Source organism: Acinetobacter sp. YH12134 (assembly GCF_013418555.1).
Lineage (GTDB): Bacteria > Pseudomonadota > Gammaproteobacteria > Pseudomonadales > Moraxellaceae > Acinetobacter > Acinetobacter indicus.
Genome location: NZ_VPBT01000012.1, coordinates 66,248 through 90,987 on the forward strand (window position 1 = coordinate 66,248; position 24,740 = coordinate 90,987).

Sequence of the window (24,740 nt, forward strand, 5' to 3'; positions counted from 1 at the left end):
TGAGAAAGGGGGACTTACACGAAACAAGTAAAAGTGTGGGTGTTCCCCTCTTTATTAAAGAGGGGTTAGGGGAGATTCAGGAATTGAATGTATGAAAATTAGCGAAAATTGGCTACGCACATGGGTAAACCCAGCCATTGACAGCGATACTTTATCTGACCAACTAACCATGTTAGGTCTAGAAGTCGATGATTTGTCTCCTGCAGCAAAACCATTTACTGGCGTAGTCGTTGGTGAAGTGCTGACTGTAGAACAACATCCAGATGCAGACCGTTTACGTGTAACGACGGTGAACATTGGTTCAGGCGAGCCTTTACAAATTGTCTGCGGTGCGCCAAACGTACGTGCAGGGATGAAAGCGCCTGTGGCAACCATTGGTGCGGTATTACCAGGCGATTTTAAAATCAAGAAAGGCAAGCTGCGTGGTGTGGAATCACAAGGCATGCTCTGCGGTGCATCTGAAATTGACTTAGAAGACAAAATCGACGGTCTGTTAGAGCTACCTGCGGATGCACCTGTGGGTGTGAACGTTCGTGAATATCTGGACCTAGATGACAACGTGATTGACATCAGCATCACCCCAAACCGTGGTGACTGTTTCAGCATTCGTGGGATCGCACGTGAAATTGGGGTGATTAACCAACTGCCTGTGACTGCGCCTGACATTCAAGAAGTGGCTGCAAGCATGGCTGATGAAAAGAAAGTGGTTGTATCGACTGAAGGCTGTCCACGTTATTTAGGTCGTGTGATCAAGAACGTGAATACCAAAGCCGCGACGCCTGAATGGATGGAGCGCGCATTGGCGCGTTCGGGTATCCGTCAGCACAGCATTCTGGTTGATATTACCAACTATGTCTTGATGGAACTGGGTCAACCACTCCATGCCTTTGATGGTGCAAAAGTGCAAGGTTCAGTACAGGTGCGTCAGGCGACTGCGGGTGAAAAACTTGTTCTATTGAATGAACAAGAAGTAGAACTGCAAGACGATGTCATGGTGATTGCTGATGATGAAAAAGCTCTGGCGATTGCCGGCATCATGGGTGGTCTGTCTTCATCGGTTACCGATGAAACCACTGAAATCTTCCTGGAATCTGCTTTCTTTGCACCGCTGCATATTGCCGGTCGTGCGCGCCGTTTTGGCCTGCATACCGATGCCTCTCAGCGTTATGAGCGTGGTGTGGATTTTGAACTGCCATTGATCGCCATGCACCGTGCCTCTCAGTTAATTTCTGAGCTTGCAGGCGGTGAGTTTGGCCCAATTACGGTGGCGGAAAATGCAGCAGTATTGCCAACACGTGACGCGATTGAACTGAAACAGGCACAGGTCGATCAGCTGCTGGGTTATAGCGTAGATTCAGACTTTATTACCGATGCTTTAACACGCTTGGGTTGTGAAGTGACGGTAAAAGCGCAAGGTCAATGGTCTGTGGTACCGCCATCGCATCGTTATGACATGGCCATTTACCAGGACCTGATTGAAGAAGTCGCGCGTATTCACGGTTATGACAATATTCAAATCAGCCTGCCGGTGATTGATACCAAACTGGCGAAGTATCAGGATCAGTTTGAAGTGGCACAGCTGCGTCAAACCCTGGTGACTTTGGGTTATCAGGAAGCAATCAGCTTTAGCTTTGCTGACCTGAAACTGGAAAAACAGCTAAATGCGGCGGTCAACCCGCTGGCATTGGCGAACCCGATTTCAAGCGATCTGGCGGTGATGCGTTCAACCTTGCTGTCGAGCCTGATTCCTTGCGTACAGTACAACATTAACCGTCAGCAAAACCGTGTGCGTTTCTTTGAACTGGGTTTACGTTTTGATTATCAGAATGCAGCTTCAATTCATGACCTGAAACAGATTCCAACCCTGGCGATGATTGCGGTGGGTGCTAAAACAGCAGAATCATGGCATGGCAAACCACAAGCCATGGACTTCTTTGACCTGAAAGGTGAAGTTGAAGAGTTACTGGCGGCAGGTCGTGTACAGGTCGAATATGTACGTTCAGAGCGTAGCTGGTTGCATCCAGGCCAATCTGCAGAGATTCTGTTCAATGGTCAGTCAATTGGTTATTTGGGCCGTTTGCATCCATCTCTGGAAAATGAACTGGATTTGGGCACCACTTGGGTGGCGGAACTGGATCAGCAGGCTGTTTTGCAAACTTATGTATCTAATTTTACAGAATTATCACGTTTTCCGTCGGTAAGACGTGATATTGCGCTTTTAATTAGTGATAAGATTAATGTTAGCGAAATTCAGCAACTTATCGAACAAACGGGCGGCGAGCTTCTGCATTCAACCTGGTTATTCGATGTGTACACTGGTCAAGGTGTTGAAGCGGGTAAACGCTCATTGGCATTTGCACTGTTATGGCAACATCCGACACGTACGCTTGAAGATGCTGAAATTAAATCAGGTATGGACAATATCCTAAAAGTGTTAGAAAACACTTATCAAGCGACATTGAGGGCTTCATGACAGCATTAACAAAAGCAGAAATGGCTGATCATTTAAGTGAGCTCACGAGTTTAAACCGTCGTGAAGCGAAACAAATGGTCGAGTTATTCTTCGATGAGATTAGCCAGGCGCTAATCTCTGGGGAGCAGGTGAAACTTTCAGGTTTTGGTAACTTCGAGTTGCGTGATAAACGTCAACGTCCAGGCCGAAATCCGAAGACAGGTGAAGAAATTCCGATTTCTGCACGCCGGGTGGTAACCTTCCGTGCCGGACAGAAGTTCCGCCAACGTGTTGGAAATGAGCAGATCGATTGATCTGCTTTTTTATGCCGCTAAAAAAGTAAGGGCTGAGGTTCTAACGGCAGGTATTACCGTGTTCCTTGTATGTGATGATGAGATGTTGTAAGAAATATTCAGACAATAAAAAAGAGAGCCAAAAGGCTCTCTTTTTGTCAATAATCTAAGATTATTGAGCTTCAGAAGCAGTAGCGTCAACAGCAGCATCAGCAGCGTCAGTAGCAGCATCAGCAGCGTCAGTAGCAGCAGCAGCAGCAGTGTCAGCAGCATCAGCAGCAGCGTCTACAGCAGCATCAGCGCCAGAAGCAGCTTCAACAGCAGCAGCGTCAGCAGCAGCTTCAGCTTCAGAAGCAGCTACAACAGCTTCAGATGCAGCTTGGTTAGCGTCAGCAGCAGCTTCTTCAGTTTTTTTAGCACAACCAACGAAAGCTAAAGTAGTAGCAACTGCAGCAGCAATAGCGATTTTTTTGAATAACATGGCATCACTCTCTAAAAAATTGAGATTAAAAAAAACCGACGTTAGCCTGTTATATGCTTTTATTATTCCTAATTTTGTTAGGCACTAACAACGCAGGAGCAGTCTAACTGGTCTGCGAATATGCTATCACTGAGTTTTTTTAATTACTACTAGCTTGCTCTAAAAAAAGCCGAAAAAAGCCCTAAAATACGTTGTTTTTTAACAGAAAATAACAATCAAGAGTTCAGTTTATATTGGCGAAAGGCGATTTAAATCATTAAAAACTATAGGGTTTTTTTGAAATACTTATTTATAATCATTTACTTAAAAATAAGTTTACACAGAAAACGTCCAATTGTGTCTTTATGTAAAGATGGTCAACCGAAATAAAAAAGCCATCGTTATACGATGGCCTTTTTAAAAAGTTTTGATCTTAGTTGCTGGCTTTACGCTTCATATGATCAAAGAACTCGTCATTGGTTTTGGTTTCTTTCATACGATCCAGCAGGAATTCCATGGCTGCCAGTTCATCTTGGGTATGCAGCAGCTTACGCAGAATCCAGACCTTACGCAGGTTGTCTTCAGACATCAGGCGCTCTTCACGACGGGTACCTGATTTCTTGATGTTCATGGCAGGGAACACGCGTTTTTCGGCAATACGACGATCAAGCGTAATTTCCTGGTTACCGGTACCTTTGAATTCTTCGTAAATCACTTCATCCATCTTGCTGCCGGTTTCAATTAACGCGGTTGAGATGATGGTCAGTGAGCCGCCTTCTTCAATATTACGTGCGGCACCAAAGAAACGCTTTGGACGTTCCAGTGCGTGAGCATCGACACCACCAGTCAGGACTTTACCTGAAGATGGCACCACGGTGTTATAGGCACGCGCTAAACGGGTAATCGAGTCAAGCAGAATCACCACATCTTTTTTGTGCTCCACCAGACGCTTGGCTTTTTCAATTACCATTTCAGCCACTTGTACGTGACGGGCTGGAGATTCATCAAAGGTAGAGGCAACCACTTCACCACGCACGGTACGTTCCATTTCGGTCACTTCTTCCGGACGTTCGTCAATCAGCAGAACAATCAGGAATACTTCCGGGTTATTACGTACAATCGACTGGGCGATGTTTTGTAATAACATGGTTTTACCAGCTTTTGGCGGCGCTACAATAATTGAACGCTGGCCTTTACCAATTGGCGCAACCAAGTCAACCACACGCGCGGTTAAATCTTCAGTGGTACCGTTACCAAGTTCCATGACCAGTTGTTCGGTTGGGAACAGCGGGGTCAGGTTTTCAAACAGGATTTTATTGCGCGAGTTTTCTGGCGTGTCGTAGTTAATCTGGTTAACTTTTAACAGGGCAAAATAACGTTCGCCTTCTTTTGGTGGGCGAATGGTGCCGGTAATGGTGTCACCGGTACGCAGGTTAAAACGACGAATTTGCGAAGGGCTGACATAGATATCGTCAGGACCGGCTAAATAAGAGCCTGCTGCAGAGCGTAAGAAGCCAAAACCATCTGACAGAATTTCGAGCACGCCATCACCAAAAATCTCTTCGCCATTCATTGCATGACGTTTTAAGATGGCAAAAATAATGTCTTGCTTACGGTTACGAGCCATTCCTTCAAGGCCCATAAACTCGGCAATCTTGATGAGTTCGCCAATCGGTTTTTTCTTGAGTTCGGTTAAATTCATAGGTGATCAGATAGAATCAAAAATTCTGGGGTACAGGTTGGAAGGGAAGCAACATTTGACCGCATGCAGGCAATAAAACGAACGCAATTGTATTTGCACAATAACAATTCAGAGGACTGATTAATTGTTTCAGAGAAAAATGTGAAAAAACAATTTCTGTTGCCGAGCGGCATTTTTGTGTTGTGTCTTTTAAGAAACGGGCGGGACGGGAAGTCCTTTATTTCTTGAGCAAGCAATATAAGAGAGAAACGCCGATTTGTCAATTTATAGACGAAAAAAATACGCTATGAAACATAGCGTATTTTAATTTTTCTAAACAGACAGGATTTAGATGTTTTCATCAATAAATGCAGTCAGTTTCGATTTTGGTGCAGCACCAATCTGCTGGGCAACCACTTCACCATTTTTGAACATCAACAGTGCAGGGATGTTACGGATGTTGTAGTTCACGGCAGTTTGTTCGCAAGCGGTCACGTCAACTTTCACAATTTTAACTTTGCCTTCATATTCAGTCGCCAAAACTTCAAGTACTGGCGCAATTGCCTTACAAGGCGCACACCAGCCCGCCCAGAAGTCAACCAATACAGGTGTTTCAGATTGAAGAACGTCTGCTTCGAAGTTTGCATCCGTTGTGTTTACGATGTTGCCAGACATGGAATGTGCTCCAAATGAATTTTTGTATAGATAGCTATATTTATTAGTATTACATAGCCATCTAGAACAATGTAGAGGAATATGTAAATTTTCGATCTTTCCTGTGAATTTGTCTAATTGATGCTCACGATGCTGATGATCGTGTCACACAATTGTCACATCTGCCGAAAATTTAAATACTCATCGAAATGTGCGCACAAATGGCTTTTAAATTGCATGTATGTGAATTACTCTAGGCACAATTCTGTATAGGTTTGTTTGAAGAATGTCTGATTTTTTAATTGATGAAGAGTTACTTGCAGCCATCGATATGGGGTCGAACAGCTTCCACCTGGCCATTGCCCGTGTGGATCATGGTGAAGTAAAAAAAGTGGCATCAATGTCAGAAAAAGTACAGCTTGCCGCTGGTTTAGATGAGAATAAAAATTTAACCGAAGCCGCACAGCAGCGCGGTTTAGCCTGTCTGGCACGCTTTGTCGGACGTTTAAGCGCTGTACAGCCGAACCGTTTACGTATTGTTGCCACCAACGCCTTGCGTCAGGCCAAAAACGGACATGAATTTATTCAAAAAGCCGCAGAAATCTTGCCAAAACCCATTGAAATTATTGCCGGTCGTGAAGAAGCCCGCTTAATTTATCTGGGCGTGTCGCACACCATGGAAAACAGTGGTCGCCGCCTGGTGATTGATATTGGCGGTGGTTCAACCGAGCTGATTATTGGTGAAGAATTCGAACCTATTCATACCGAATCTTTACAGATGGGCTGTGTGGCCTATACCAAAGCCTTTTTCGCCGAAGGTGAAATTAACCATAAAAGTTTTGACAAAGCCGTGTTTGCCGCACGCAAAGAATTATCCACCATTGCCAATACCTATAAAAATGCCGGCTGGGATACCGTAGTAGGCTCAAGTGGCACCATTAAAGCCTGCCGCCAGATTACCGTGAATATGGGCTGGAGCAATGCGCAGGAAAATCTGACCCGTGAGGGCCTGGAAAAACTTAAAGATAAGCTGCTTAAATACAAGCATGTCTCTGAAATGGACTTTGACGGTTTAAAAGAAGATCGACGAGCAGTTTTGCCAGCCGGGATTGCGATTTTATATGCAGTTTTTGATATTTTAGATATTGATAAACTGGTTTATTCCGATGGTGCCTTACGTGAAGGCGTAATGTATGACCTGCTAGGCCGTTTCCAGCATGAAGATATCCGGGACCGCAGTGTGCAGGCGCTGATGGGCCGTTATAACGCCGATCCGAAACAGGCAGAACGTGTGGTCAAAACCGCGCAGCACCTGTTTGAAGGCGTAGCCGCGGAGCTGAAATTGACCAGCGATGACAGTGATTTACTGCGCCGCGCGGCCTATTTACATGAAATTGGTCTGGCGATCAGTCATGGTGGCTATCATCGTCATGGTGCTTATTTATTACAACATTCGGATATTCCAGGCTTTTCACAAATTGATCAAAACCATCTGTCGCATCTGGTTGCGCATCATCGCCGCAAGCTGCGTCAGGACGATAAAATTGATGTCAACAAGGTCGGTGGCCATAAATTAATGCATTTATGTCTGCTGCTGCGCCTAGCAGTTTTAGTCAATCACAGTCGCAGCGATCAGATGCTTCCTGCCATTGAATTGAGTGTTCAGAATGCGCAACAATGGCAGCTCAGCGTTTCGGGTGATGCTAAACAATGGCCATTGCTTGTCGCTGAATTGCACGATGAACAAGTGCAGTTCAAGAATTGGGACATTGAATTAAAAATTCATTCGGAACAATTTGTCGATTAACGTTTTGGTTAATTTAGGGATAACAGTCGACTTATGAAAAATAAAGCTGCTCAATCAAAAGCATGGACAACGGTTCAAATTGCACGTCATCCAGAGCGTCCGCAATTCCTGGACTATGTAGGCGAAATTTTCACTGAATTTGATGCGCTGCACGGCGACCGTTTATTTGGTGATGATGGTGCAATGGTGGGTGGCTTGGCACGCTTCGATGGTCAGCCGGTCATGGTCGTGGGCCAGCATCGTGGTCGTAGTACCCGCGAGAAATTGCAGCACAATTTCGGCATGAGTAACCCGGAAGGTTACCGTAAGGCACAGCGTTTGCTGGATATGGCAGAACGTTTCAAGCTGCCGGTCTTTACCTTTATTGACACCATGGGTGCTTATCCGGGTGTGGGTGCAGAAGAACGTGGTCAGGCGGAAGCGATTGCTACCAGTCTTGCTCAATTATCGAACCTGAAAGTGCCGGTCGTGGCAACAGTTTTAGGTGAAGGCGGTTCAGGCGGTGCCTTGGGTATTGGTGTGGCGGACCGTGTGGTGATGTTATCTCACAGTATTTATTCAGTAATTTCTCCAGAAGGCTGTGCATCTATTTTGTGGAAAACTGCAGAAAAAGCAGAACAGGCAAGTGAAGCATTGGCACTGACTGCTGAAAAATTACAGCAGATGGGCATTGTTGAATATGTGGTTGATGAAGGTGAGGGTGCTCACTTGCAACCAGAAAAAGTCATGCAAGATTTAAAAGCCGTGTTAAAACAGGCTCTAGAAGAATTGCAACCGATGGATGCACAAGAACGATGCGAAGCACGTTACCAGCGTTTGATGAAGTTTGGCAGCGACAATTTAGGACTGGCGTCTTAACCCAGATTCAGTCTTTTCCAGAAGATACGCATTTTCTCATCGGATGTAGTGGCGGCATGGATTCCATGCTGCTGCTGCATCTGATGGCGTTTGTATGCCCGGAAAAAGTCCGGGCCATTTATATTGATCATCAATTACAGTCTTCCAGCCAGGCCTGGGGCGAATTTGTCCAGCAGCATTGTCAGGCCTTCAATATTCCGTGCATGATTCAAGCCGTACAGGTCGCCGAAGGCAATCTGGAACAGCAGGCACGCGCCGCACGTTATCAGGCATTTCAGCAGCATATTCAAACCAACGAGATATTGGTACTGGCCCATCATCAGCAGGATCAGGCAGAAACGGTGTTATTGCGCCTGTTTTCTGGTGCCGGTATTCCTGGCTTGTCGGCCATGAAAACTTTCGATTCACGTCCTGAGCTGTCAATCTGGCGACCGTTGCTATCTTTATCGCGTGAGCAGATTCAGACCTGGTGCCAGCAGCTTTCGATTCCACATATTCAAGATCCGACCAATCAGGATATTCACTACGACCGGGCCTGGTGTCGGGAACAGTTGTGGCCGCTGTTAAATGCACGGTTCCCCAAAATGCAGCAAAGCATTTGCCGCAGCAGCCAGCTGATGCAGGATGCTGAGCAGATTTTGGCCGAAGTATTGCTGCAGGATTTAGCCAGCTGTGGCGATGCCGAGCATCTGGATTTACACCGTATTCAGCAATTGTCCGAGGCACGGCAACGCCAGTTACTGTCATTCTGGATGAAAGGGGACAGCCAGTACCGGCCAAGTTTTGACATGGTGCAGCGCATTCAGCAGGAAGTGATTCAGGCCCGGGCCGATGCGCAAGCAGCTTTGCATTGCAATGGCTTTTATTATGTGCGCTATCAAAATGTCATTTACCGTCTGCCCCAGCTGGAATATTTGGCCAGTCAACAGGCCATCCCTGCGCGGGAACCAGTGTGCTGCCAGTTGGGGCAAACCCTAGATTTACCAGCCGGACAGTTTCAGTTGAATGCACCGCATCAGGTTGGTTTGTCTTTTGCATTACTTCAACAAGAATTGACTTTAAGTACGCGAGTGGGCGGAGAAAAAATCCATCTTCATGGACGTGTCGGGGCCTGGCCATTAAAAAAGGCGATACAGCAGGCACAAATTTTTCCCTGGAAGCGTCATACAATTCAAATATTAAGCAGAGATAATGTTATGCTAGGGGTTTTCACGCCAAAAGGGTTTTGGCTGGCAGATTCTGCCTATTGCGAACCGGATGGCTGGCAACCGACTTTAATCTCTTAACTATAAAGAACTCAACCAAGAGTGTGAATCATGAGTGCAGTGTTAAATTGTAATATTAGTTTTATTGGTGGCGGAAATATGGCACAGGCCTTAATTGGTGGCCTGATTGCACGTGGCATGCCTTCAACGCGTATTACAGTTGCTGATCCGGTCGAAAAAATCCGTTTGTTGCTTGAAGAAAAAGATGTACATGTGACCGAAGACAACCAGGCTGCCATTCGTGACGCCGATATTGTGGTGTTCGCAGTCAAACCGCAGGTGCTGGCCAGCGTGCTGCAACCGCTAAAAGGGCAGTTTGAAGGCAAACTGGTGATTTCGATTGTTGCCGGTGCAGAAATTGCCACCATTTCGGCATTGCTCGATACCGACCGTGTGGTACGGGTGATGCCAAATACCCCGGCACTGGTACAAACTGGTGCGCATGGTTTATATGCGCATGATGCGGTCGATAGCAAAGACCGTGAATTGGCAAGTCAGGTTTTGGCTGCCACGGGTTTAACAATTTGGGTAAACTCTGAAGCGCAAATTGATGCAGTCACGGCAGTATCCGGTTCTGGCCCGGCTTACTTTTTCTATATGATGGAAAGTATGATTCGTGCCGGCAAAAACTTGGGCCTGGATGAAAAAGTGGCAACGGCTTTAACCTTGCAAACTGCGTTGGGTGCGGCACAAATGGCAATTACCAGTTCCAATACCCCGGCAGAGCTGCGTAAAAACGTGACCTCTCCAAACGGGACCACGCAGGCAGCGTTGGAAGTGTTTGACCGTGCGCAAGTGTCGCAGAATATTCAGGCGGCGTTGGCGGCTGCCAAAACACGCAGTCAGGAACTGGCTGCCGAGCTGAGTGACAGCATTAAATAAAGTATTTAATTTTAGGAACGTTCAAGTATGGGTGCAAATTCTGCGCTAATTTTTGGCATCATCATTAACGTAGCGATTTTGCTCGTCTTCTTCCGTTTTCTCATGCAGCTGGCTGCGGTGAGTCCTTATAATCCGGTGGTGTTGTCTACGATCAAGGCCACGAAAATTGTAGATGTATTTAGCCGTATTTTCCCGACCGTGGCAAAAGGCCGGGTGAATCTGGCGGCATTGGCGCTGCTGGTGGTGCTTTATCTGCTGAAAAATTACGGCATGATGTATTTAAACGGGGCGATGCCTAATGGCCCGGTACATCTGCTGATTCTCACCTTTGTGACCATGATTCAGGACCTGCTACGTTTCTGTCGTTACCTGATTTTTGCCACCATTATTTTAAGTTGGGTAGTGATGTTTACCCAGTCACGCGGGCCTTATATTGAAGTGATTCAGGAGCTGGCAGAACCTTTACTGGCGCCGTTTCGCCGGATCATGCCGAATATGGGCATGATTGACCTGTCTCCAATTCTGGCATTTCTGGCGTTATATATTGCTGAAATTCTGATGAACCAGGTGGCGATTGTTTTGCTGACCGGCTTCTAATAAATTCAGCTCAAGAAAAAAAGGACTCAATTGAGTCCTTTTTTATGGCTCAAGTTTTGAGGTGAAGACCTTGATATTTCGCCCAAGAGGCAAATGACCTTCAGCCCAGCCTTCCTCCGAGGAGGAAGGTGGAAAGACTTTAGTGTGCTTCATCCCAGTTCTGGCCTTTACCCACTTCGACCACCAGCGGAACAGACAGTTCAATCACCGACTGCATCACTTCGGCCAGTTTGGGTGCCAGTTCATCGGCGACATTGGCATCGACTTCAAACACCAGTTCATCGTGCACCTGTAGCAGCATTTTGGCCTGATCGCGTGGCAGCATTTTATCTACCTCCACCATGGCCATTTTAATAATATCTGCCGCAGAGCCTTGTAAGGGCGCATTAATTGCGGCACGTTCTGCTGCTTTACGCACCATCATGTTACGGGCATCAATATCCGGGGTATATAAACGGCGGCCGGTCAGGGTTTCAACAAAGCCTTGTTCCAGAGCCACCTGACGGGTGCGCTGCATATATTCATAAATGCCCGGATAACGCTGGAAGTATTGCTTGATATAGTTCTGCGATTCTTCCCGGGTAAAGCCCAATTGACGGATCAGACCAAATTCGGACATACCATATAACAGGCCGAAGTTAACCGCTTTGGCCTGGCGACGCTGATCCGGCGTGACATCTTCCAGGGCAATATTCAACACTTCTGCAGCGGTACGGCGGTGTACATCCTGACCATGATTGAAGGCATCAACCAGCGCGTCATCTTGCGAGAAATGCGCCATTAAACGCAGTTCAATTTGCGAATAGTCGGCAGCCAGTAATACGCGGCCTTCTGGTGCAATAAAGGCTTTACGAATTTGACGGCCAATATCCATACGTACCGGAATATTTTGCAGATTCGGATCGGTGGAAGACAGACGGCCGGTCGCGGTGAGGGCCTGATGATAACTGGTATGCACGCGATGGCTGCTGCTGTTGGCCTGTTTTTGCAAGCCATCGGTATAGGTGCTTTTCAGTTTAGACAGACCGCGATATTCCACAATCAGGCTGGCAATCGGGTGTTCAATCTTCTCTAAAATACTTTCACTGGTGCTGTATTGGCCAGTGGCAGTTTTCTTGCCACCTTTGATGCCCAGCTTTTCAAACAGGATTTCGCCAACCTGTTTGGGCGAGCTGACATTAAACGGCTGGCCGGCCAGTTCAATAATCTGCTGTTCCAGTTGCAGCATGGTGTTGGAAAATTCTACCCCCAGCTGATCCAGGAAATTCAGATCCAGCTTGATGCCGTTTTCTTCCATCTGGGTTAGCACGCGTGCTACCGGCATTTCAATATGATGCAGTAGATTGCTTAGTTCCGGATGACGCTGTAACTTTTCATTCAGCACTTCATACAGGCGATACGTCACATGTGCATCTTCGGCGGCATAATGCGCAGCTGTTTCAATCTCGATCTGGTTAAAGGTTTTCTGTTTGGCGCCTTTACCGGCAATCTGTTCATAGGTGGTGGTCAGATGACTTAAATACAAACGTGCCACATCATCCATCCCATGACGGGTGGCGACAGAATTTAAGACATACGAGGCCAGCATGGTGTCAAAGTACCAGCCCTGTAAGTGAATGCCGTGGTTTTCCAGCACATGCGCATCATATTTTAAATGATGGCCAATTTTTTCAACCGCTGGATTTTCCAGAATCGGTTTGATCTGCGCCAACACTGTTTCACGGTTTAACTGTTCCGGTGCGCCGGCATAGTCATGCGCCAGAGGCACATAGAAGGCTTCCGTAGCATCAAAAGCCACCGAGAAGCCGACAATCTGGGCAATCCGATAATCCAGACTAGTGGTTTCGGCATCAAAGGCAAAACGTGTGGCGGTGCTTAAACGCTGGAAGAGTACATCCCAGTCTGCCGGGCTTAACACTGTATGATAGGTGGCTTCACCTAGCTGATCTTCACTGCTGCTGAGCTGAGCTTGATCTTCGGTGGCGACTTCTGCGGCCGCTGGTGTTTGGCTAATGGCCTGGCTGACCTGTTTGTAGCTGTTGCTGTTCGGGTTGTTCGGATGATCGAGCGACTGCAGCTGGTTCCGGAACTCCAGTTCGGTATACAGGCGGCGCAATTCTTCGGTATTTGGATCGCACAGTTTCAGGTCTGCAAAGGTCAGGCCCATGTCCAGATCACAGACAATACTGGCCAGTTGATGATCAATGGCAATACCATCGACATTGTCTTTAATATTCTGGCCAACGCGGCCTTTAATTTTGTCGACATTTTCTAGAATACCACCTAAAGAGCCGTATTCGGTCAGCAGTTTGGCGGCAGTTTTAGCGCCCACACCCGGTACGCCCATAATCCCGTCCGAGGCATCGCCCATCAGGGTCAGATAATCAACAATCTGGTTTGGCCAGACACCAAATTTCTCAAAGACACCCTGCACATCCATTGGCTTTTCTTTGAAGCTGTCTTCCAGTGTGACTTTGTCGGTCACCAGCTGCGCCATGTCTTTATCACCGGTGGAAATTAACACCTGATGCCCCTCGGCTTCGGCGCGTTTGGCCAGCGTGCCAATAATATCGTCGGCTTCGGCACCCGGCAGCATATAAAGAGGAATCCCCAGTGCGCGAATTAAGGCGTGTAAATAAGGAATCTGCTGTGACAGTTCATCTGGCATACTTGGACGGTCACCTTTATAAATAGGTGACAGTTCGTGACGGAAGGTTGGTTCCGGGGTATCAAAAATCACCGCCATATGGGTAGGCTGGGTACGGCGCATCAGTTTCTGGATTGCGGAAATTGCCCCACGGATGGCGTTGGTATGTATACCGGTTGACGTGGTTAAAGGGGGTAAGGCGTGAAACGCACGAAATAAAAAATAAGACCCATCGACCAAGACAAATGGTGGCATTGAAAGTTTCCTAATCCAAAAAACCTGTTTATTGTACGTGATTTTACACACGCACGCTGAGTGATGATTGTATATGCAGGTTACCGAATATCTGATGAATATAAAATAAGCACTGTGCAAGTTGTTGTATGATCAGCACAATTAATAAAGGAATAGAACAAGATGCTGAGAGGGCAGAGCGAAATCCGCATGATCTGGTTGATGAGCCTGATGATTGTCGCCATCAGCGCGTGGTTTTTATCATTTCCACTGTTGACCTATGTCTGTGGTTTTGCACTGCTGATGAGTGTCATGCACTATGTCGATGCTATTCAACAACCAGCCCAGGCGCTAGGCGAACAGCGGTTGATTGCATTTCGTGCCACCTCCAAAGTGCCGCTGTATCTCTCCTCGATTATTGCCGTGGTCGGTGGGCTGCTGGATTGGGGCTGGATGATTGCCGCTGGCGCTGCGGCCTGGATTTTCTTTTTTCTGCGCTGGCTTCGGCGTCTGGAACAGTATTTGGGTCAGATTCAACAGGCCCAGCATTTTTTGCCGCAGCCGGCTTCTTCGGTACAGCCGGACATACCGCCTTTACCTTTGAGTGCAACAGCTGAAGCTGCGCCAGCGCCTGCTCCCAATTTAGTCCAGCAAATCAAACACTGGATTTTTGAGGGTAATCCGGTGCTGAAAACCGCGATTTCTATTTTGGTGATCGGCATTATTCTGCTGCTGCGTTTTGCCACGGAACATTGGCAGTTGAGTCTGGCCACCAAACTGACCATGGTCGCGCTGAGCAGTGCTGCCGTGACCGGACTGGGTTATCGCCTGCAACAGCGCAATCGCAGTTTTGCTCTGGGGCTGGAAGGGCTCGGGCTGGCGGCCTTGTGTCTGACCTTATTCTTTGCCTATTACAATGCGGTGATTCCAAACTTGCTGATTGCCAGTGGCTGTTTTCTGCTACTAATGGCCCTGACGTTATGGCTGAGTTTAAGACAGCAGTCGGTTGAACTGGCGTTAATGGCCATGGTGATGGCCTATCTTGCACCATTTACCTTACCGGTGCGTGATGCAACTGCACCGGAATTTATTGGCTATTATCTGGTGATTAATATTGCGGTGGCCGTGCTCAGCAGCCTGCGACCGTGGAAGTTTCTGAATCAGATTGCTTTTTTAATGACCGTGCTGGTCGGTGGCAGCTATGCCTTTGTGCATGGCAGCGATGCTGACCGCGACCTGATGACCGTGCTGATTCTGGCACATGCCGCTATCTTTATCTGGCTGGGTTTCCGTTTTAGCCAGTTATTGGCACAGCAGGATTTAGACAAGTTTAAGCTTAAACCGGCGCTGGATATTGGGCTGATTTTTGCTGCACCGTTGCTGGCCTATAGCAGTTTATATGTGCTGCATTTCCAGGACACAGCCTGGCAGGCGGGCCTCAGTCTGCTGTTTGCACTGCTGTTCGCCGTGTTGTACCGATTCTCCAGACACCATCAAACGGTACAGCTAATTGCGCACAGCTATTTAAGCCTGACCTTAATTTTTCTGGCCCTAATTCCGCCGATTTTATTGCCGGCTGAAAAAAGTGTCATGGGCTGGGCCATTGAAGGCCTGCTGATTTTCCTGTTGGGGCTGGTGCGGCAGTCCAAAATCAGTCTGTATCTGGCCATGGGCCTGCTGGTCGTGGCGGGGCTGTCGAGCCTGTATTATCTGGTGGAGCTGATTGTATTTCCACGCGCCATGTTCTGGGTATTGTGCCTGAGCTATGTGGGCGTGATATTGCTGTCCAATAGCCGGCTGCAATTTCAGCAACAACTTAGTAGCAGTATGATTGGCTTTCAATGTCTGCTGATGTTGCTGGCGACCACCATGCTGCTGGTGCTGCTCCAAGATGAATGGTCCGGCGAGCTCAGTGCGGTGCTGAGCCTGTTCAGCCTGAGTCTGGCCTATTGGGTTGTGAATGAAATCCTGTTACGCCGACAGGCCGGGGTGGCCTGGTTATTCAGCAAATGGTCGGGCCTGGTTCCCTTGCTGCTGTTTGCGGCAGGAATTGTCATGCTGCGGATGCAGCAGGGTAGTATTGTCTGGGCATCTTTCAATGAGCGGCTGTTGTTTGCCGGAGCTGGCATCATCCTCAGTCTGCTCTGGTTAAGGCCGCTTTTAGGTGTACGAACCGAAAAAGAATGGGTCAGTGCCGGTACTTTACTCAGTCTGCTACTGACCAGTCTGACTTTATTACCGCAGCAACCGTATATCAGTATGGTGATTTTACCGCTGCTGTTTTGCGGCTGGTGTTACTGGCAGGCACAGCCCGACTGGCAGATGTTCTGGCAGGCCCGAAGCAGTTTGCTGTTGATGCTGGCCTGGATGATCTGTTCGCAGCTGTTAAGCCAGCAGGCGTTTCATGGCTATCTGCTGCCCATCTTAAATCCTTTTGATCTGGTCAGCATCGCCATGCTGGTCGGCTTTTTATGGATGCTGTCGTTACAGGTTAAGGCCGGGCTGGACCGCAGTATGGCCGCAGTGTTGATGGTGCTGAGTTTATTGTGGCTGAGTAGCTATATTGTGCTGCGTGGCTTGCATGTGTATTTAGGGACGCCGCTGAATGAACTGGTGCTGTGGCGTAATGGCACGGTGCAACTGAGTTTGACTTTACTTTGGGTCAGCCTAGCATTTGTTACCATGAGCTGGGCCAGTCGCAAACAGCTGCGTTCGGTCTGGGTCCTGGGCGGCAGTATTCTGGTGGTTGTCAGCTTAAAGCTGGTGCTGTTTGATCTGTCGCATATTGGCACTTTAACCCGGGTGATTTCCTTTTTAGCCGCCGGTGCGGTGATGCTGATCATTGCCTATATTGCGCCAATGCCCGATCCAGAACAACCGGTTGAACGCTCACCCTCTGAATAGAAAAAAGCCTTCTCTTGGTGGAGAAGGCTAATATTAAAAAATCTATTTTAAATCCGGTTCACGTTTCAGGGCTTTTTCATTGGCATATTGATCAATCTCTGCATTTTCCAGCGGTCGGGACAGCGGATGATCGACAAAGCCCATTTTCGGTACCGGAATTTCAATCTGGTTATCGACAAAGCCATTACGAATCCGTTCCTGCATTTCATCGCGCACTCGCAGGAAATTTTCCTGCTGGCACCAGATCGCAAACAGCAGTTCAATTGAGGATTCACGGAAGGCAGTTACTGTCACCGCAGGTTTCGGATCGGCCAGCACCAGCGGATATTTATTGGCCACATCCAGCAGCACTTCACGCACCTTGATAATATCTTCATGGAAATTAATGGCCAGAGTAATTGGAATCCGCCGGATCGGGAATTTGGACAGGTTGTGTACTGGCGCCCGAATCAGCTGTTCGTTCGGTAAACGCACATACACGTTGTCCTGGGTGAGCAGTTTTACCGAGAGCAGGTCAATCGAAATCACTTCACCTTCTACGGTATGACCACGAATGAGGGTAATCTGGATGGTGTCGCCCACTTCAAAGGAACCTTCACCAATCAGGAACAGACCGCTGATCAGGTTGGAAGCCGAGGTTTGTGAGGCGAAACCCAATGCCACGGTTAAGATACCGGCTGCACCCAGGAAGACACTAAGTTTAAAGCCGGCTTCTTTCAGGCTGGCCATCACAAAAATCAGGAAAATAAAGTAGAAAATCCCGCGACGCCAGACCAGACTCTGATGCGCATTAAAGCGTTTACCAATGGTGCGGATAAAGGCATTAGAGACAAAACGCGCCACTAGGAAGCCTAAGAAGCACAGCACCAGCGCCACCAGAATTTCAGTCAGGCGCTCGGTATTAATGTTGGTAAAAATCCCTTTCAGGCTATTGGTAATTTCTTTAGGGATATTGGAATCGGCCATGTCTACTCCCTAGAAGAACGAATCAAACATATTAAATAAGGCCCCTGCGGTTTCACGTGGCGGATGCACATAAATCACTTCACCGGCATGCGGTGGGGTGCGGTTTTCAATCCGTACCCGTGGCGGCCGGTCGGAACCTTCGTGCAAGACTTTAATCTGCGAGGTCCATAAACGTCCGGTACTTTCACTAAAAAATAGCGGTAGTGCCGGCACCGGTACATTCATCCGGTCAAAGCGCAATTGCTGGTTGCTGATATTATGAAACTCAATAGGCGTAATGGCACGAAAAGCGCGCGGGCGTAGCTGGTGTAGCTCGGTCCGGCCATCCACTGCGGTGGCATAACAGATTTCGCCATAACGGTGATTCGGTCCAAACCAGGTATCTTTGGGCAAAATCACCGGCAAATCAAAAATTGGCTCGCGCTGACCATCAACAAAACCGGCAATCCATAACGGGGTACTAATGTACAGTGTGCCGCGCTGGCCAGCCGGAATATAAATCGGATCGACCGGTTTAATCACCACTGAACGGTCTGCCAGACGTGGCATCAGCTGGAGTTTGTTGGTGGTCGATTTGAACATGTAGCGTTCAATTTTCACCGGCTGCGGAAAGGAAAAATTCGGGTCATTGATGCGATGCCATTGCTGTTCATAGTCATACTGCACCTGCGGACGATGATATTCCAGACGCCACTCCTGCATGCCGCGTGTTAAACGAAACAGCAGGGAGCCAAATTGCCAGGCTTTGGGCTGATGCAGTTCAAACTCGTGTTCGCCCCACCATTTTAAATCGGGCAATTCATCATGATTCAGTAATTCATTCGGATGCGGCAAGGGCGTCTTCCTTTCAATTTAAAACCCTAAAAACAGACTTCACGCTGTCATAAGCTTAGAGTACACTCAAATGAGATTTTTTCATCATTATTATAATCGCTGATGCAAGTACTTAAACAATTACAAATCCCCTATAGTTTTGCAAAACGCCATGGCGTGCTAATTCGCTATGAGGGGGATCATGCTTTTATCGTGCGCCGTGAAAATACGCCGCTGCTGGCTATTCAGGAAGCACGCCGTTTTCTCGGGCATCCGGCCCAGTTCCAGTTATGTACCGATCAGGAATTTCATCAGCTGTTAAGCAGCAGTTTTGCCGGCGATACCGGGGAATCACAACAGGTTGCGGCAGGTCTGGAAGATCATCCAGATTTACTCAGTCTGGCCGACTCGGTACCTGAAGCCGAAGATTTAATGGATCAGGAAGATGATGCGCCCATTGTCCGGCTAATTAATGCACTGCTGTCCGAAGCGATTCGGGTCGGTGCATCAGATATTCATATTGAATCGTTTGAAAAGCGCTTATCGGTGCGTTTGCGGGTAGATGGACAGTTACGTGAAATTGTACAGCCGCGCCGTGAGCTGGCGCCGCTACTGGTATCGCGGATTAAAGTCATGGCCAAACTGGATATTGCTGAAAAACGCATTCCGCAAGATGGCCGTATTTCACTGCGCCTGGCGGGCCGTGAAGTCGATGTGCGGGTCTCAACCTTGCCATCTTCGCATGGTGAACGGGTGGTAATGCGTCTGCTGGATAAACAGGCCGGACGGCTGAACATGACCCATTTGGGCCTGATGCAAAATGATTATGACCGGCTAAAACAGCTGGTACATCGTCCGCATGGCATTATCTTGGTGACTGGTCCAACCGGTTCGGGGAAAACCACGACTTTGTATGCAGCACTATCGGACCTGAATGATGGCTCGAAAAATATTCTGACCGCTGAAGACCCGATTGAATATCAGCTGGAAGGGATTGGGCAGACTCAGGTCAACACCAAGGTCGATATGACTTTCGCGCGTGCTTTAAAAGCCATGCTGCGTCAGGACCCGGATGTGGTGATGGTCGGGGAAATCCGTGATCTGGAAACTGCAGAAATTGCGGTACAGGCTTCGCTGACTGGTCATCTGGTATTATCAACCTTACACACCAATACTGCGATTGGCGCCGTAACCCGTTTAAAAGATATGGGCATTGAACCTTTCCTGCTGTCCAGTTCCCTGATTGGTGTGATTGCGCAGCGTCTGGTCCGAACCTTGTGCTCGCACTGCGCCACCTGGCATGATGCTGATGACTTTGAAAAAGAACTGTTTAAACCTGTCAGCAGTGCAGAGGTATTGCGCCTGCCGAAACCGAAAGGCTGTGAGCAGTGTGCGCATACCGGATTTACCGGTCGGACCGCCATTTATGAAATTGTGCCGGTAGATGATCACATGCGTCGCCTGATTCATGGCAATGCTGCAGAGTATGAACTGGAAAACTATGCGCGCCAGCAATCCGGTTCGATTCGTGAAGATGGTTTGCGTAAAGTACTGGCCGGTAAAACCACGGTCGAAGAAGTATTACGCGTCACCAATGAAGCAGCAGACTAGCAGATTTGCAGAGTCTATTTAAAAAATCGTCAGTCCCTACCACAGGCTGACGATTTTTTGCATTAATAGGGCACGTAAGGGCGCCGTCGGATTGCCGGGATTGCGCTGGCTTTCATGAGTATAAAATGCCTGCCAGGCCTGCACCATCTCCAGGGTTAAACCTTGAATTTGCATCTGATGCACATCGGCAGCTGTGATGGAATCTAAACGCGCTTGCGCACCTTCCGGGCCGCTGCCCCAGCCAATCAGTCCCTGTCCAAAGGCCGGAAGATTCATCTGATTCGGTGTGGCTGGAACCGGCAGACGTGCCATCTCCGGATTGACCTGAGAATAAACCACAGGACGCATTTTTTCAGAAATACTCAGCTCGGCCAAGGCCAGTGTCGAGCACAGCAGCCCCAGACTGGTGATCACGATTTTAAACATCAGGATAATTTGTTGTTGAAAATAAGAATCATTATTATATGCAAGTTGAAAGCTTACGTCGATAACAATATCAGCGAGATCAAGGGAAAGACTTAATAATTGACTAACACGCGATGCTGCATTAAAGGCATTGACTCGCGTACCTGTTGCTGTTCTTTCAGGTCAAATTCGACTGTAATCAGTTGCGCGCCTTCGTCCTGCACCATGGCCAGTAATTGTCCACGGGAATTGGTCGCACCAGAATGACCCCAGGTTTGACGTTTTTCGCCGTGCCAGCCTTGCTGGGCAGCACCTAAAACCTGACACTGACTGTCCATGGCACGTGCTTGTAGCAGCAGCTGCCAGTGCATCTGGCCAGTGGTGTAGGTAAAAGCAGAAGGTGCTGTCAGAAGATTGGCGCCTTGTGCACGCAGTTTTAGCGCCAGTTCCGGGAAACGTAGGTCATAGCAGACCATCAGGCCAATATTGCCAAATGGGGTTTTGGCCACCACAACGTCTTGGCCCGGTTCAAAGAATTTGGATTCCTGATAACCCCCGACGGCATCACCCACCTGTACATCAAACAGGTGAATCTTGTCATAACGGGCTTCGGTTTTTTCCGGACTGATACACAGGCTGACAGTACGTACCCGGCCATCTTCAATGACTGAACCATCCGGGCGGAATGGACACGGCAGGGTACCCGCCACCAGCCAGATTTGATGCTGATGGGCCAGTTGTTCCAGACGTTGTTGAATAGATTCAAACTGGGCTGCAGTTTCGCGCTGCTTGCCGGCAGCAAAACAGATAAAATTTTCAGGAAGAACCAGCAGTTCACTGCCGGCGGCTTTACTCTGCTGAATCAGCTGCTCGACTGTGTTGAAATTGGCTTCAATATCATTTTGCGAGTTCATCTGTGCAACAGAAACGAAAGTCATGCAGGCATTCTCCCAAACTGAAAATTATACGTTTTGCTGATTAGACACCTGTTCCAAGTTGTCCTGTTCTTTTTGTAGCTGTTTGACCAGGGGTTCAAACATATTCTGGTTGCTGTCGTTGAGTTTCATCAGGGTTTTGTGGGCATCCAGTACGGTCGACAGCATATTGCTATGCGTCACATGCTCTTCAATCAGGGCCCGGGTGCAGACACTCGGATCGCCACAGTAATTCAGAATCACAAACACCTGCCCCAAGCCCATGCTATTGGCCAGTGTGGTGATGTCCGGATTGGTCGACAGCATAACTGCCTGAATCTGATGTACCTGTTTAAGTTTTAGCCCGAGTTTTGCCAAAACACCCAAAACAGTACTGTCAATAAATGTGGTTTGAGTTAAATCGACAATGGCGCCGACCACATTGGTTTGCTGTTCAATTTTACTGAGTAGTTTGTCTAAACTGATACAAGATTGGGCACGCACTTCGCCGATCAGCTTGAAAATATGCGTTCCATCCAAACTTGCGTATTCAACATGACCTGTTGACATATAAATGCCATTTGCAGAGAAGGATAGATAAAATTATCCCATAGGGACACCACAGACTCAAGTGTCTGCTATGGACATAAGTCTAAGGATGGTTTTAAGTGGTTGATTAAGTGATTAATTCAGTCGGCACAAACTGAGGATGGCAATATCATCGGCCACGTGTTCTGGCGCTTTAAAGGACTGATTCTGCAAGTGATAGACCAGTTGTTCAAACTGTTCATTGAGTCCGCCGACATAAGGTTCAAGCGCACCATCTGAACAGATAATAAAGCGCGCCTGACGTGACAGCACGCATTCATATTCTTCTACTTCCAGGTCTTCGGTCAGACCCAAAGGGAAGCTGCTGGTGTTTAAAATTTTCGGTGGCTGATTCGGTTCAAAGATAATCGCAGGCGGATAATGTCCGGCACTGGACCAGCGCAGCTGATGGGTTTCCAGGTTTAAAATCCCGCTAATCATGGTGATATGCTTTTCAATATTTTCCTGTACCAGCATCCCGTTGAGTTTTTTCAGTAACTCGCGCGGGGTTTTGGAACGACCATGAAAAGCCGCCATCCATGACGTTAATAAACTGCTGGTTACCCCATGGCCGGACACATCGGCCAGATAAAAAATCAGCTCTTTGTCACTAATTTTCCAGTAATCAAACCAGTCGCCAGATAAATAGGCCGAAGGCTGAAACAGGGTTTCAATTTCATAATTGACCAGTTCAATTGGGTTTGGCAGTAAACGTTTTTGTAACTCTGCAGCCGAGGGTAAATCACGGCTGTCCTGATTGCGTTTATATTGCGCATCAATTTTAAGCAGGGCCTGCTGCGGTTCTGTCGGCAGTTTGCTCCAGATCCAGCCGGCTAAAGCACCTTGTTCCCAGGCTTGCGATAGGGCCAGCCCTTCATCTTCAAAGCCCAAAACAATGGTCGGTAAATTCCAGCGATGGGTTAAATAATCCTGCACATCGGCAATGGCAATGATGGTCTGATCATATAGGTCGATGTCATCTATGCGAATCATTTGCACACTGGGCAGTGTGTCAATCACCTGATCTAGATAGGGAATATCACGTGTGGGCTGAATGAAATACATAAATGTAGAATATAATCCTATGCGCTTTAGGGGATAGATGTACTATAACAATCAATGAATTACTAGGGGAAGTTGAGCTTCCCGCCAGAAAGAAGTATTACAAATTATTCAGTGAGCGGTGCAACTGAATCAAAGTTTTCTTCATCTTCGATGTAGTCGTCTTCGACATCTTCAATAAATGAAATGCTCTCGGCCTCTAAGCCTTTTTTCTCGGCAATTTCAAAGTTTTTACGCTGCAGGTAAATATCACGAATAGCGGCATAGCGATCCCCTTGTAACACCTGTTCTACATCCAGAATCTGGGAACGGGCATCAATGCCGCGTAAAGCCTGCTCGGTCCAGTACAGTCCATCATGATCTTCTAGAATGTATTTTTGTGGACGGGCCTGACTGTCAACCAGACGGCTAAAACCATCACGGAAGGTACTTGGGCCAATAATCGGCAAAACCAGATACGGGCCAGACGGCACCCCGAAATAGCCTAAAGTGGTGCCAAAATCTTCATCTTCGGTTTCCATTCCCAAACGACGGGCCGGATCAGCCAGACCTAAAGTGGTGATGGTATTTACAGTAAAACGGCCCAGCGTTTTTGCTGCTCTGAGCGGACGGCCCTGAATCAGCTGGTTTACTGCATTCCATGGTTCACCCAGGTTTTTACGGAAGTTACGATAAGAACCACGCACATCGCCAGGAACTTTTTCTGTATATTGCACAGCCAGCGGACGGGCGATATTGCGGTCTAACACATCATTTAAGGCATAGACCTGACGGTTTAAAGGTTGTAGTGGATCTTTAACACTTTCCGGTTGTGCGGCATTGGCATTCACTTTCAAATCTTGTGCTTTAATATTTTTCAGCTCTTTTAAGGATTCAAAGCGTGAAAGGGCTTTGCTGGTTGCTGCAGATGAGTCTGCTTCTGCTGTGGTGCGGGTAGAACTGTCTACTGCAGATTCATTGGCAAAAGCAGGGGAGGCCATCCCTAAAGTCAGCAGGCTAATCCATACATATTGTTGTTGACGCATAAAAGATCCTAGTGCTTTGAATACTGAAAGCAAAAAAGAGAAAGCAGGGTCATTCGACCCAGCGCACATTTTAAGAGAGTATTTAAACACTTTTGGCCGAAATTTATAGCTAAAAAAGGTAAAATGAATAAAAAATAATCGGATGATTAAATTTTTTTATCAAAGGGCTTGCAAGCGTAAATATTTCGCCTATAATGCACATCCATCGGCGGTGATGTTGATAAAAACTTGTTGATAAACAAGGATTTAGCTAAAATGGTTGAGTTCTGGTTTAGGTGGTAAGTTTAGAAATAAAATCAACATTGCATGTTGACTTTCTAAAAATAGAGAGTAATATAGCCGACCTAGCTTGATGCTGACGAAGCATCGAGAAGATCATTAAGAGATTATGAAGAACAACTTGTGTGGATTTTTACTGGTTGATTAATCGAAATTATTTTCATTGATTGATTGGTTTAAATTACTCGAAGTTTATTTGAGCGAATTTAAGTCAGGAATTGATGAGCCAGATTTGGTCACTTCGAATAAAGTGACAAAATGATTTTAACTGAAGAGTTTGATCATGGCTCAGATTGAACGCTGGCGGCAGGCTTAACACATGCAAGTCGAGCGGAGCGAGGGT

Annotated in this window: 20 protein-coding genes and 1 rRNA gene; 10 read left to right on the forward strand and 11 right to left on the reverse strand. The window is 47.5% G+C overall.

Translation table 11 applies throughout. From position 1 onward, the window contains the following. The first annotated feature begins 91 nt into the window (after positions 1-91). Both pheT and FTU69_RS08640 read left to right on the forward strand, forming a co-directional pair. Complete coding sequence (gene pheT / locus FTU69_RS08635; RefSeq protein ID WP_180103748.1) at positions 92-2,473, forward strand: phenylalanine--tRNA ligase subunit beta; 2,382 nt, start codon at positions 92-94, stop codon at positions 2,471-2,473. Continuing rightward, positions 2,470-2,766 (forward strand): integration host factor subunit alpha, encoded by a 297-nt coding sequence (locus FTU69_RS08640; protein WP_004649746.1) that lies wholly within the window; start codon positions 2,470-2,472, stop codon positions 2,764-2,766. The genes pheT and FTU69_RS08640 overlap by 4 nt, the downstream gene beginning before the upstream one ends. 151 nt (positions 2,767-2,917) lie before the next feature. On the opposite strand, the gene FTU69_RS08645 is transcribed toward FTU69_RS08640, so the two are convergent. The 3 genes from FTU69_RS08645 to trxA all read right to left on the reverse strand — a co-directional run bounded on the left by FTU69_RS08645 (position 2,918) and on the right by trxA (position 5,561). Then, positions 2,918-3,226: a hypothetical protein gene (locus FTU69_RS08645; RefSeq protein WP_163142764.1), complete on the reverse strand. Its 309-nt coding sequence runs from the start codon at positions 3,224-3,226 to the stop codon at positions 2,918-2,920. Positions 3,227-3,638: 412 nt separating this feature from the next. Next, positions 3,639-4,907, reverse strand: a complete 1,269-nt coding sequence (rho, locus tag FTU69_RS08650; protein ID WP_005182456.1) for a transcription termination factor Rho — start codon at positions 4,905-4,907, stop codon at positions 3,639-3,641. 327 nt (positions 4,908-5,234) lie between these two features. Then, positions 5,235-5,561: a thioredoxin gene (trxA, locus tag FTU69_RS08655; RefSeq protein WP_016659515.1), complete on the reverse strand. Its 327-nt coding sequence runs from the start codon at positions 5,559-5,561 to the stop codon at positions 5,235-5,237. Between the two features lie 265 nt (positions 5,562-5,826). Between trxA and ppx the strand changes: the two genes are divergently transcribed. Genes ppx through FTU69_RS08680 form a run of 5 tightly spaced genes read left to right on the forward strand, consistent with a single transcriptional unit; the run spans position 5,827 to position 10,949 of the window. Beyond that, positions 5,827-7,347 carry an exopolyphosphatase gene (gene ppx, locus FTU69_RS08660; RefSeq protein ID WP_005182484.1) on the forward strand — a complete coding sequence of 507 codons (1,521 nt, stop codon included), beginning with the start codon at positions 5,827-5,829 and terminating at the stop codon, positions 7,345-7,347. 33 nt (positions 7,348-7,380) lie between these two features. Continuing rightward, positions 7,381-8,205: an acetyl-CoA carboxylase carboxyltransferase subunit alpha gene (locus tag FTU69_RS08665; RefSeq protein WP_045795976.1), complete on the forward strand. Its 825-nt coding sequence runs from the start codon at positions 7,381-7,383 to the stop codon at positions 8,203-8,205. Continuing rightward, positions 8,142-9,491 (forward strand): tRNA lysidine(34) synthetase TilS, encoded by a 1,350-nt coding sequence (gene tilS / locus FTU69_RS08670; RefSeq protein WP_180103749.1) that lies wholly within the window; start codon positions 8,142-8,144, stop codon positions 9,489-9,491. Before FTU69_RS08665 ends, tilS begins: the two co-directional genes overlap by 64 nt. Positions 9,492-9,521: 30 nt before the next feature. Continuing rightward, positions 9,522-10,352 (forward strand): pyrroline-5-carboxylate reductase, encoded by an 831-nt coding sequence (proC, locus tag FTU69_RS08675; protein WP_005182498.1) that lies wholly within the window; start codon positions 9,522-9,524, stop codon positions 10,350-10,352. Positions 10,353-10,379: 27 nt separating this feature from the next. Next, entirely contained in the window at positions 10,380-10,949 is a 570-nt protein-coding gene (locus FTU69_RS08680) for a YggT family protein (protein WP_005182501.1), read from the forward strand. A 139-nt stretch (positions 10,950-11,088) separates the two neighbouring features. Here the strand turns inward: FTU69_RS08680 and polA are convergent, their stop codons facing one another. Beyond that, positions 11,089-13,851, reverse strand: a complete 2,763-nt coding sequence (gene polA / locus FTU69_RS08685; protein WP_180103750.1) for a DNA polymerase I — start codon at positions 13,849-13,851, stop codon at positions 11,089-11,091. Positions 13,852-14,013: 162 nt separating this feature from the next. On the opposite strand from polA, the gene FTU69_RS08690 reads away from it, so the two are divergent. Continuing rightward, positions 14,014-16,734 carry a DUF2339 domain-containing protein gene (locus tag FTU69_RS08690; protein ID WP_180103751.1) on the forward strand — a complete coding sequence of 907 codons (2,721 nt, stop codon included), beginning with the start codon at positions 14,014-14,016 and terminating at the stop codon, positions 16,732-16,734. A 42-nt stretch (positions 16,735-16,776) separates the two neighbouring features. Here FTU69_RS08690 and FTU69_RS08695 read toward each other — a convergent pair whose 3' ends face one another. Next, positions 16,777-17,700, reverse strand: coding sequence for a mechanosensitive ion channel family protein (locus FTU69_RS08695; protein WP_016659510.1), 924 nt, complete (start codon positions 17,698-17,700; stop codon positions 16,777-16,779). Between the two features lie 9 nt (positions 17,701-17,709). Beyond that, complete coding sequence (locus FTU69_RS08700) at positions 17,710-18,513, reverse strand: hypothetical protein (protein ID WP_034598323.1); 804 nt, start codon at positions 18,511-18,513, stop codon at positions 17,710-17,712. 123 nt (positions 18,514-18,636) lie between these two features. Here FTU69_RS08700 and gspE point away from each other — a divergent pair, with 123 nt between their 5' ends. Continuing rightward, complete coding sequence (gspE, locus tag FTU69_RS08705) at positions 18,637-20,124, forward strand: type II secretion system ATPase GspE (RefSeq protein WP_016659509.1); 1,488 nt, start codon at positions 18,637-18,639, stop codon at positions 20,122-20,124. Between the two features lie 36 nt (positions 20,125-20,160). On the opposite strand, the gene FTU69_RS08710 is transcribed toward gspE, so the two are convergent. The 5 genes from FTU69_RS08710 to FTU69_RS08730 all read right to left on the reverse strand — a co-directional run bounded on the left by FTU69_RS08710 (position 20,161) and on the right by FTU69_RS08730 (position 24,118). After that, the gene (locus FTU69_RS08710) at positions 20,161-20,550 is read right to left on the reverse strand and encodes a DUF4951 domain-containing protein (RefSeq protein WP_104470612.1); all 390 of its coding nucleotides are present in this window, start codon (positions 20,548-20,550) and stop codon (positions 20,161-20,163) included. Between the two features lie 92 nt (positions 20,551-20,642). Next, positions 20,643-21,467 (reverse strand): carbon-nitrogen hydrolase family protein, encoded by an 825-nt coding sequence (locus FTU69_RS08715; RefSeq protein WP_005182522.1) that lies wholly within the window; start codon positions 21,465-21,467, stop codon positions 20,643-20,645. Positions 21,468-21,491: 24 nt separating this feature from the next. Continuing rightward, a complete protein-coding gene (gigB, locus tag FTU69_RS08720; protein WP_005182525.1) occupies positions 21,492-22,013 on the reverse strand; it encodes an anti-anti-sigma factor GigB in 522 nt (173 codons plus the stop codon). A 114-nt stretch (positions 22,014-22,127) separates the two neighbouring features. Next, complete coding sequence (gene gigA, locus FTU69_RS08725; RefSeq protein WP_104472728.1) at positions 22,128-23,096, reverse strand: RsbU family protein phosphatase GigA; 969 nt, start codon at positions 23,094-23,096, stop codon at positions 22,128-22,130. 104 nt (positions 23,097-23,200) lie between these two features. Further along, entirely contained in the window at positions 23,201-24,118 is a 918-nt protein-coding gene (locus FTU69_RS08730) for a VacJ family lipoprotein (protein WP_180103752.1), read from the reverse strand. A 544-nt stretch (positions 24,119-24,662) separates the two neighbouring features. On the opposite strand from FTU69_RS08730, the gene FTU69_RS08735 reads away from it, so the two are divergent. Continuing rightward, a 16S ribosomal RNA gene (locus FTU69_RS08735) occupies positions 24,663-24,740 on the forward strand; the annotation flags it as partial.

Excerpts from the sequence above, each read along its gene's own strand:
- pheT (WP_180103748.1), top strand. The coding sequence starts at position 92 with ATGAAAATTAGCGAAAATTGGCTACGCACATGGGTAAACCCAGCCATT.
- FTU69_RS08640 (WP_004649746.1), top strand. The coding sequence starts at position 2,470 with ATGACAGCATTAACAAAAGCAGAAATGGCTGATCATTTAAGTGAGCTC.
- FTU69_RS08645 (WP_163142764.1), bottom strand. The coding sequence starts at position 3,226 with ATGTTATTCAAAAAAATCGCTATTGCTGCTGCAGTTGCTACTACTTTA.
- rho (WP_005182456.1), bottom strand. The coding sequence starts at position 4,907 with ATGAATTTAACCGAACTCAAGAAAAAACCGATTGGCGAACTCATCAAG.
- trxA (WP_016659515.1), bottom strand. The coding sequence starts at position 5,561 with ATGTCTGGCAACATCGTAAACACAACGGATGCAAACTTCGAAGCAGAC.
- ppx (WP_005182484.1), top strand. The coding sequence starts at position 5,827 with ATGTCTGATTTTTTAATTGATGAAGAGTTACTTGCAGCCATCGATATG.
- FTU69_RS08665 (WP_045795976.1), top strand. The coding sequence starts at position 7,381 with ATGAAAAATAAAGCTGCTCAATCAAAAGCATGGACAACGGTTCAAATT.
- tilS (WP_180103749.1), top strand. The coding sequence starts at position 8,142 with ATGCGAAGCACGTTACCAGCGTTTGATGAAGTTTGGCAGCGACAATTT.
- proC (WP_005182498.1), top strand. The coding sequence starts at position 9,522 with ATGAGTGCAGTGTTAAATTGTAATATTAGTTTTATTGGTGGCGGAAAT.
- FTU69_RS08680 (WP_005182501.1), top strand. The coding sequence starts at position 10,380 with ATGGGTGCAAATTCTGCGCTAATTTTTGGCATCATCATTAACGTAGCG.
- polA (WP_180103750.1), bottom strand. The coding sequence starts at position 13,851 with ATGCCACCATTTGTCTTGGTCGATGGGTCTTATTTTTTATTTCGTGCG.
- FTU69_RS08690 (WP_180103751.1), top strand. The coding sequence starts at position 14,014 with ATGCTGAGAGGGCAGAGCGAAATCCGCATGATCTGGTTGATGAGCCTG.
- FTU69_RS08695 (WP_016659510.1), bottom strand. The coding sequence starts at position 17,700 with ATGGCCGATTCCAATATCCCTAAAGAAATTACCAATAGCCTGAAAGGG.
- gspE (WP_016659509.1), top strand. The coding sequence starts at position 18,637 with ATGCAAGTACTTAAACAATTACAAATCCCCTATAGTTTTGCAAAACGC.
- FTU69_RS08710 (WP_104470612.1), bottom strand. The coding sequence starts at position 20,550 with ATGTTTAAAATCGTGATCACCAGTCTGGGGCTGCTGTGCTCGACACTG.
- FTU69_RS08715 (WP_005182522.1), bottom strand. The coding sequence starts at position 21,467 with ATGACTTTCGTTTCTGTTGCACAGATGAACTCGCAAAATGATATTGAA.
- gigB (WP_005182525.1), bottom strand. The coding sequence starts at position 22,013 with ATGTCAACAGGTCATGTTGAATACGCAAGTTTGGATGGAACGCATATT.
- gigA (WP_104472728.1), bottom strand. The coding sequence starts at position 23,096 with ATGTATTTCATTCAGCCCACACGTGATATTCCCTATCTAGATCAGGTG.
- FTU69_RS08730 (WP_180103752.1), bottom strand. The coding sequence starts at position 24,118 with ATGCGTCAACAACAATATGTATGGATTAGCCTGCTGACTTTAGGGATG.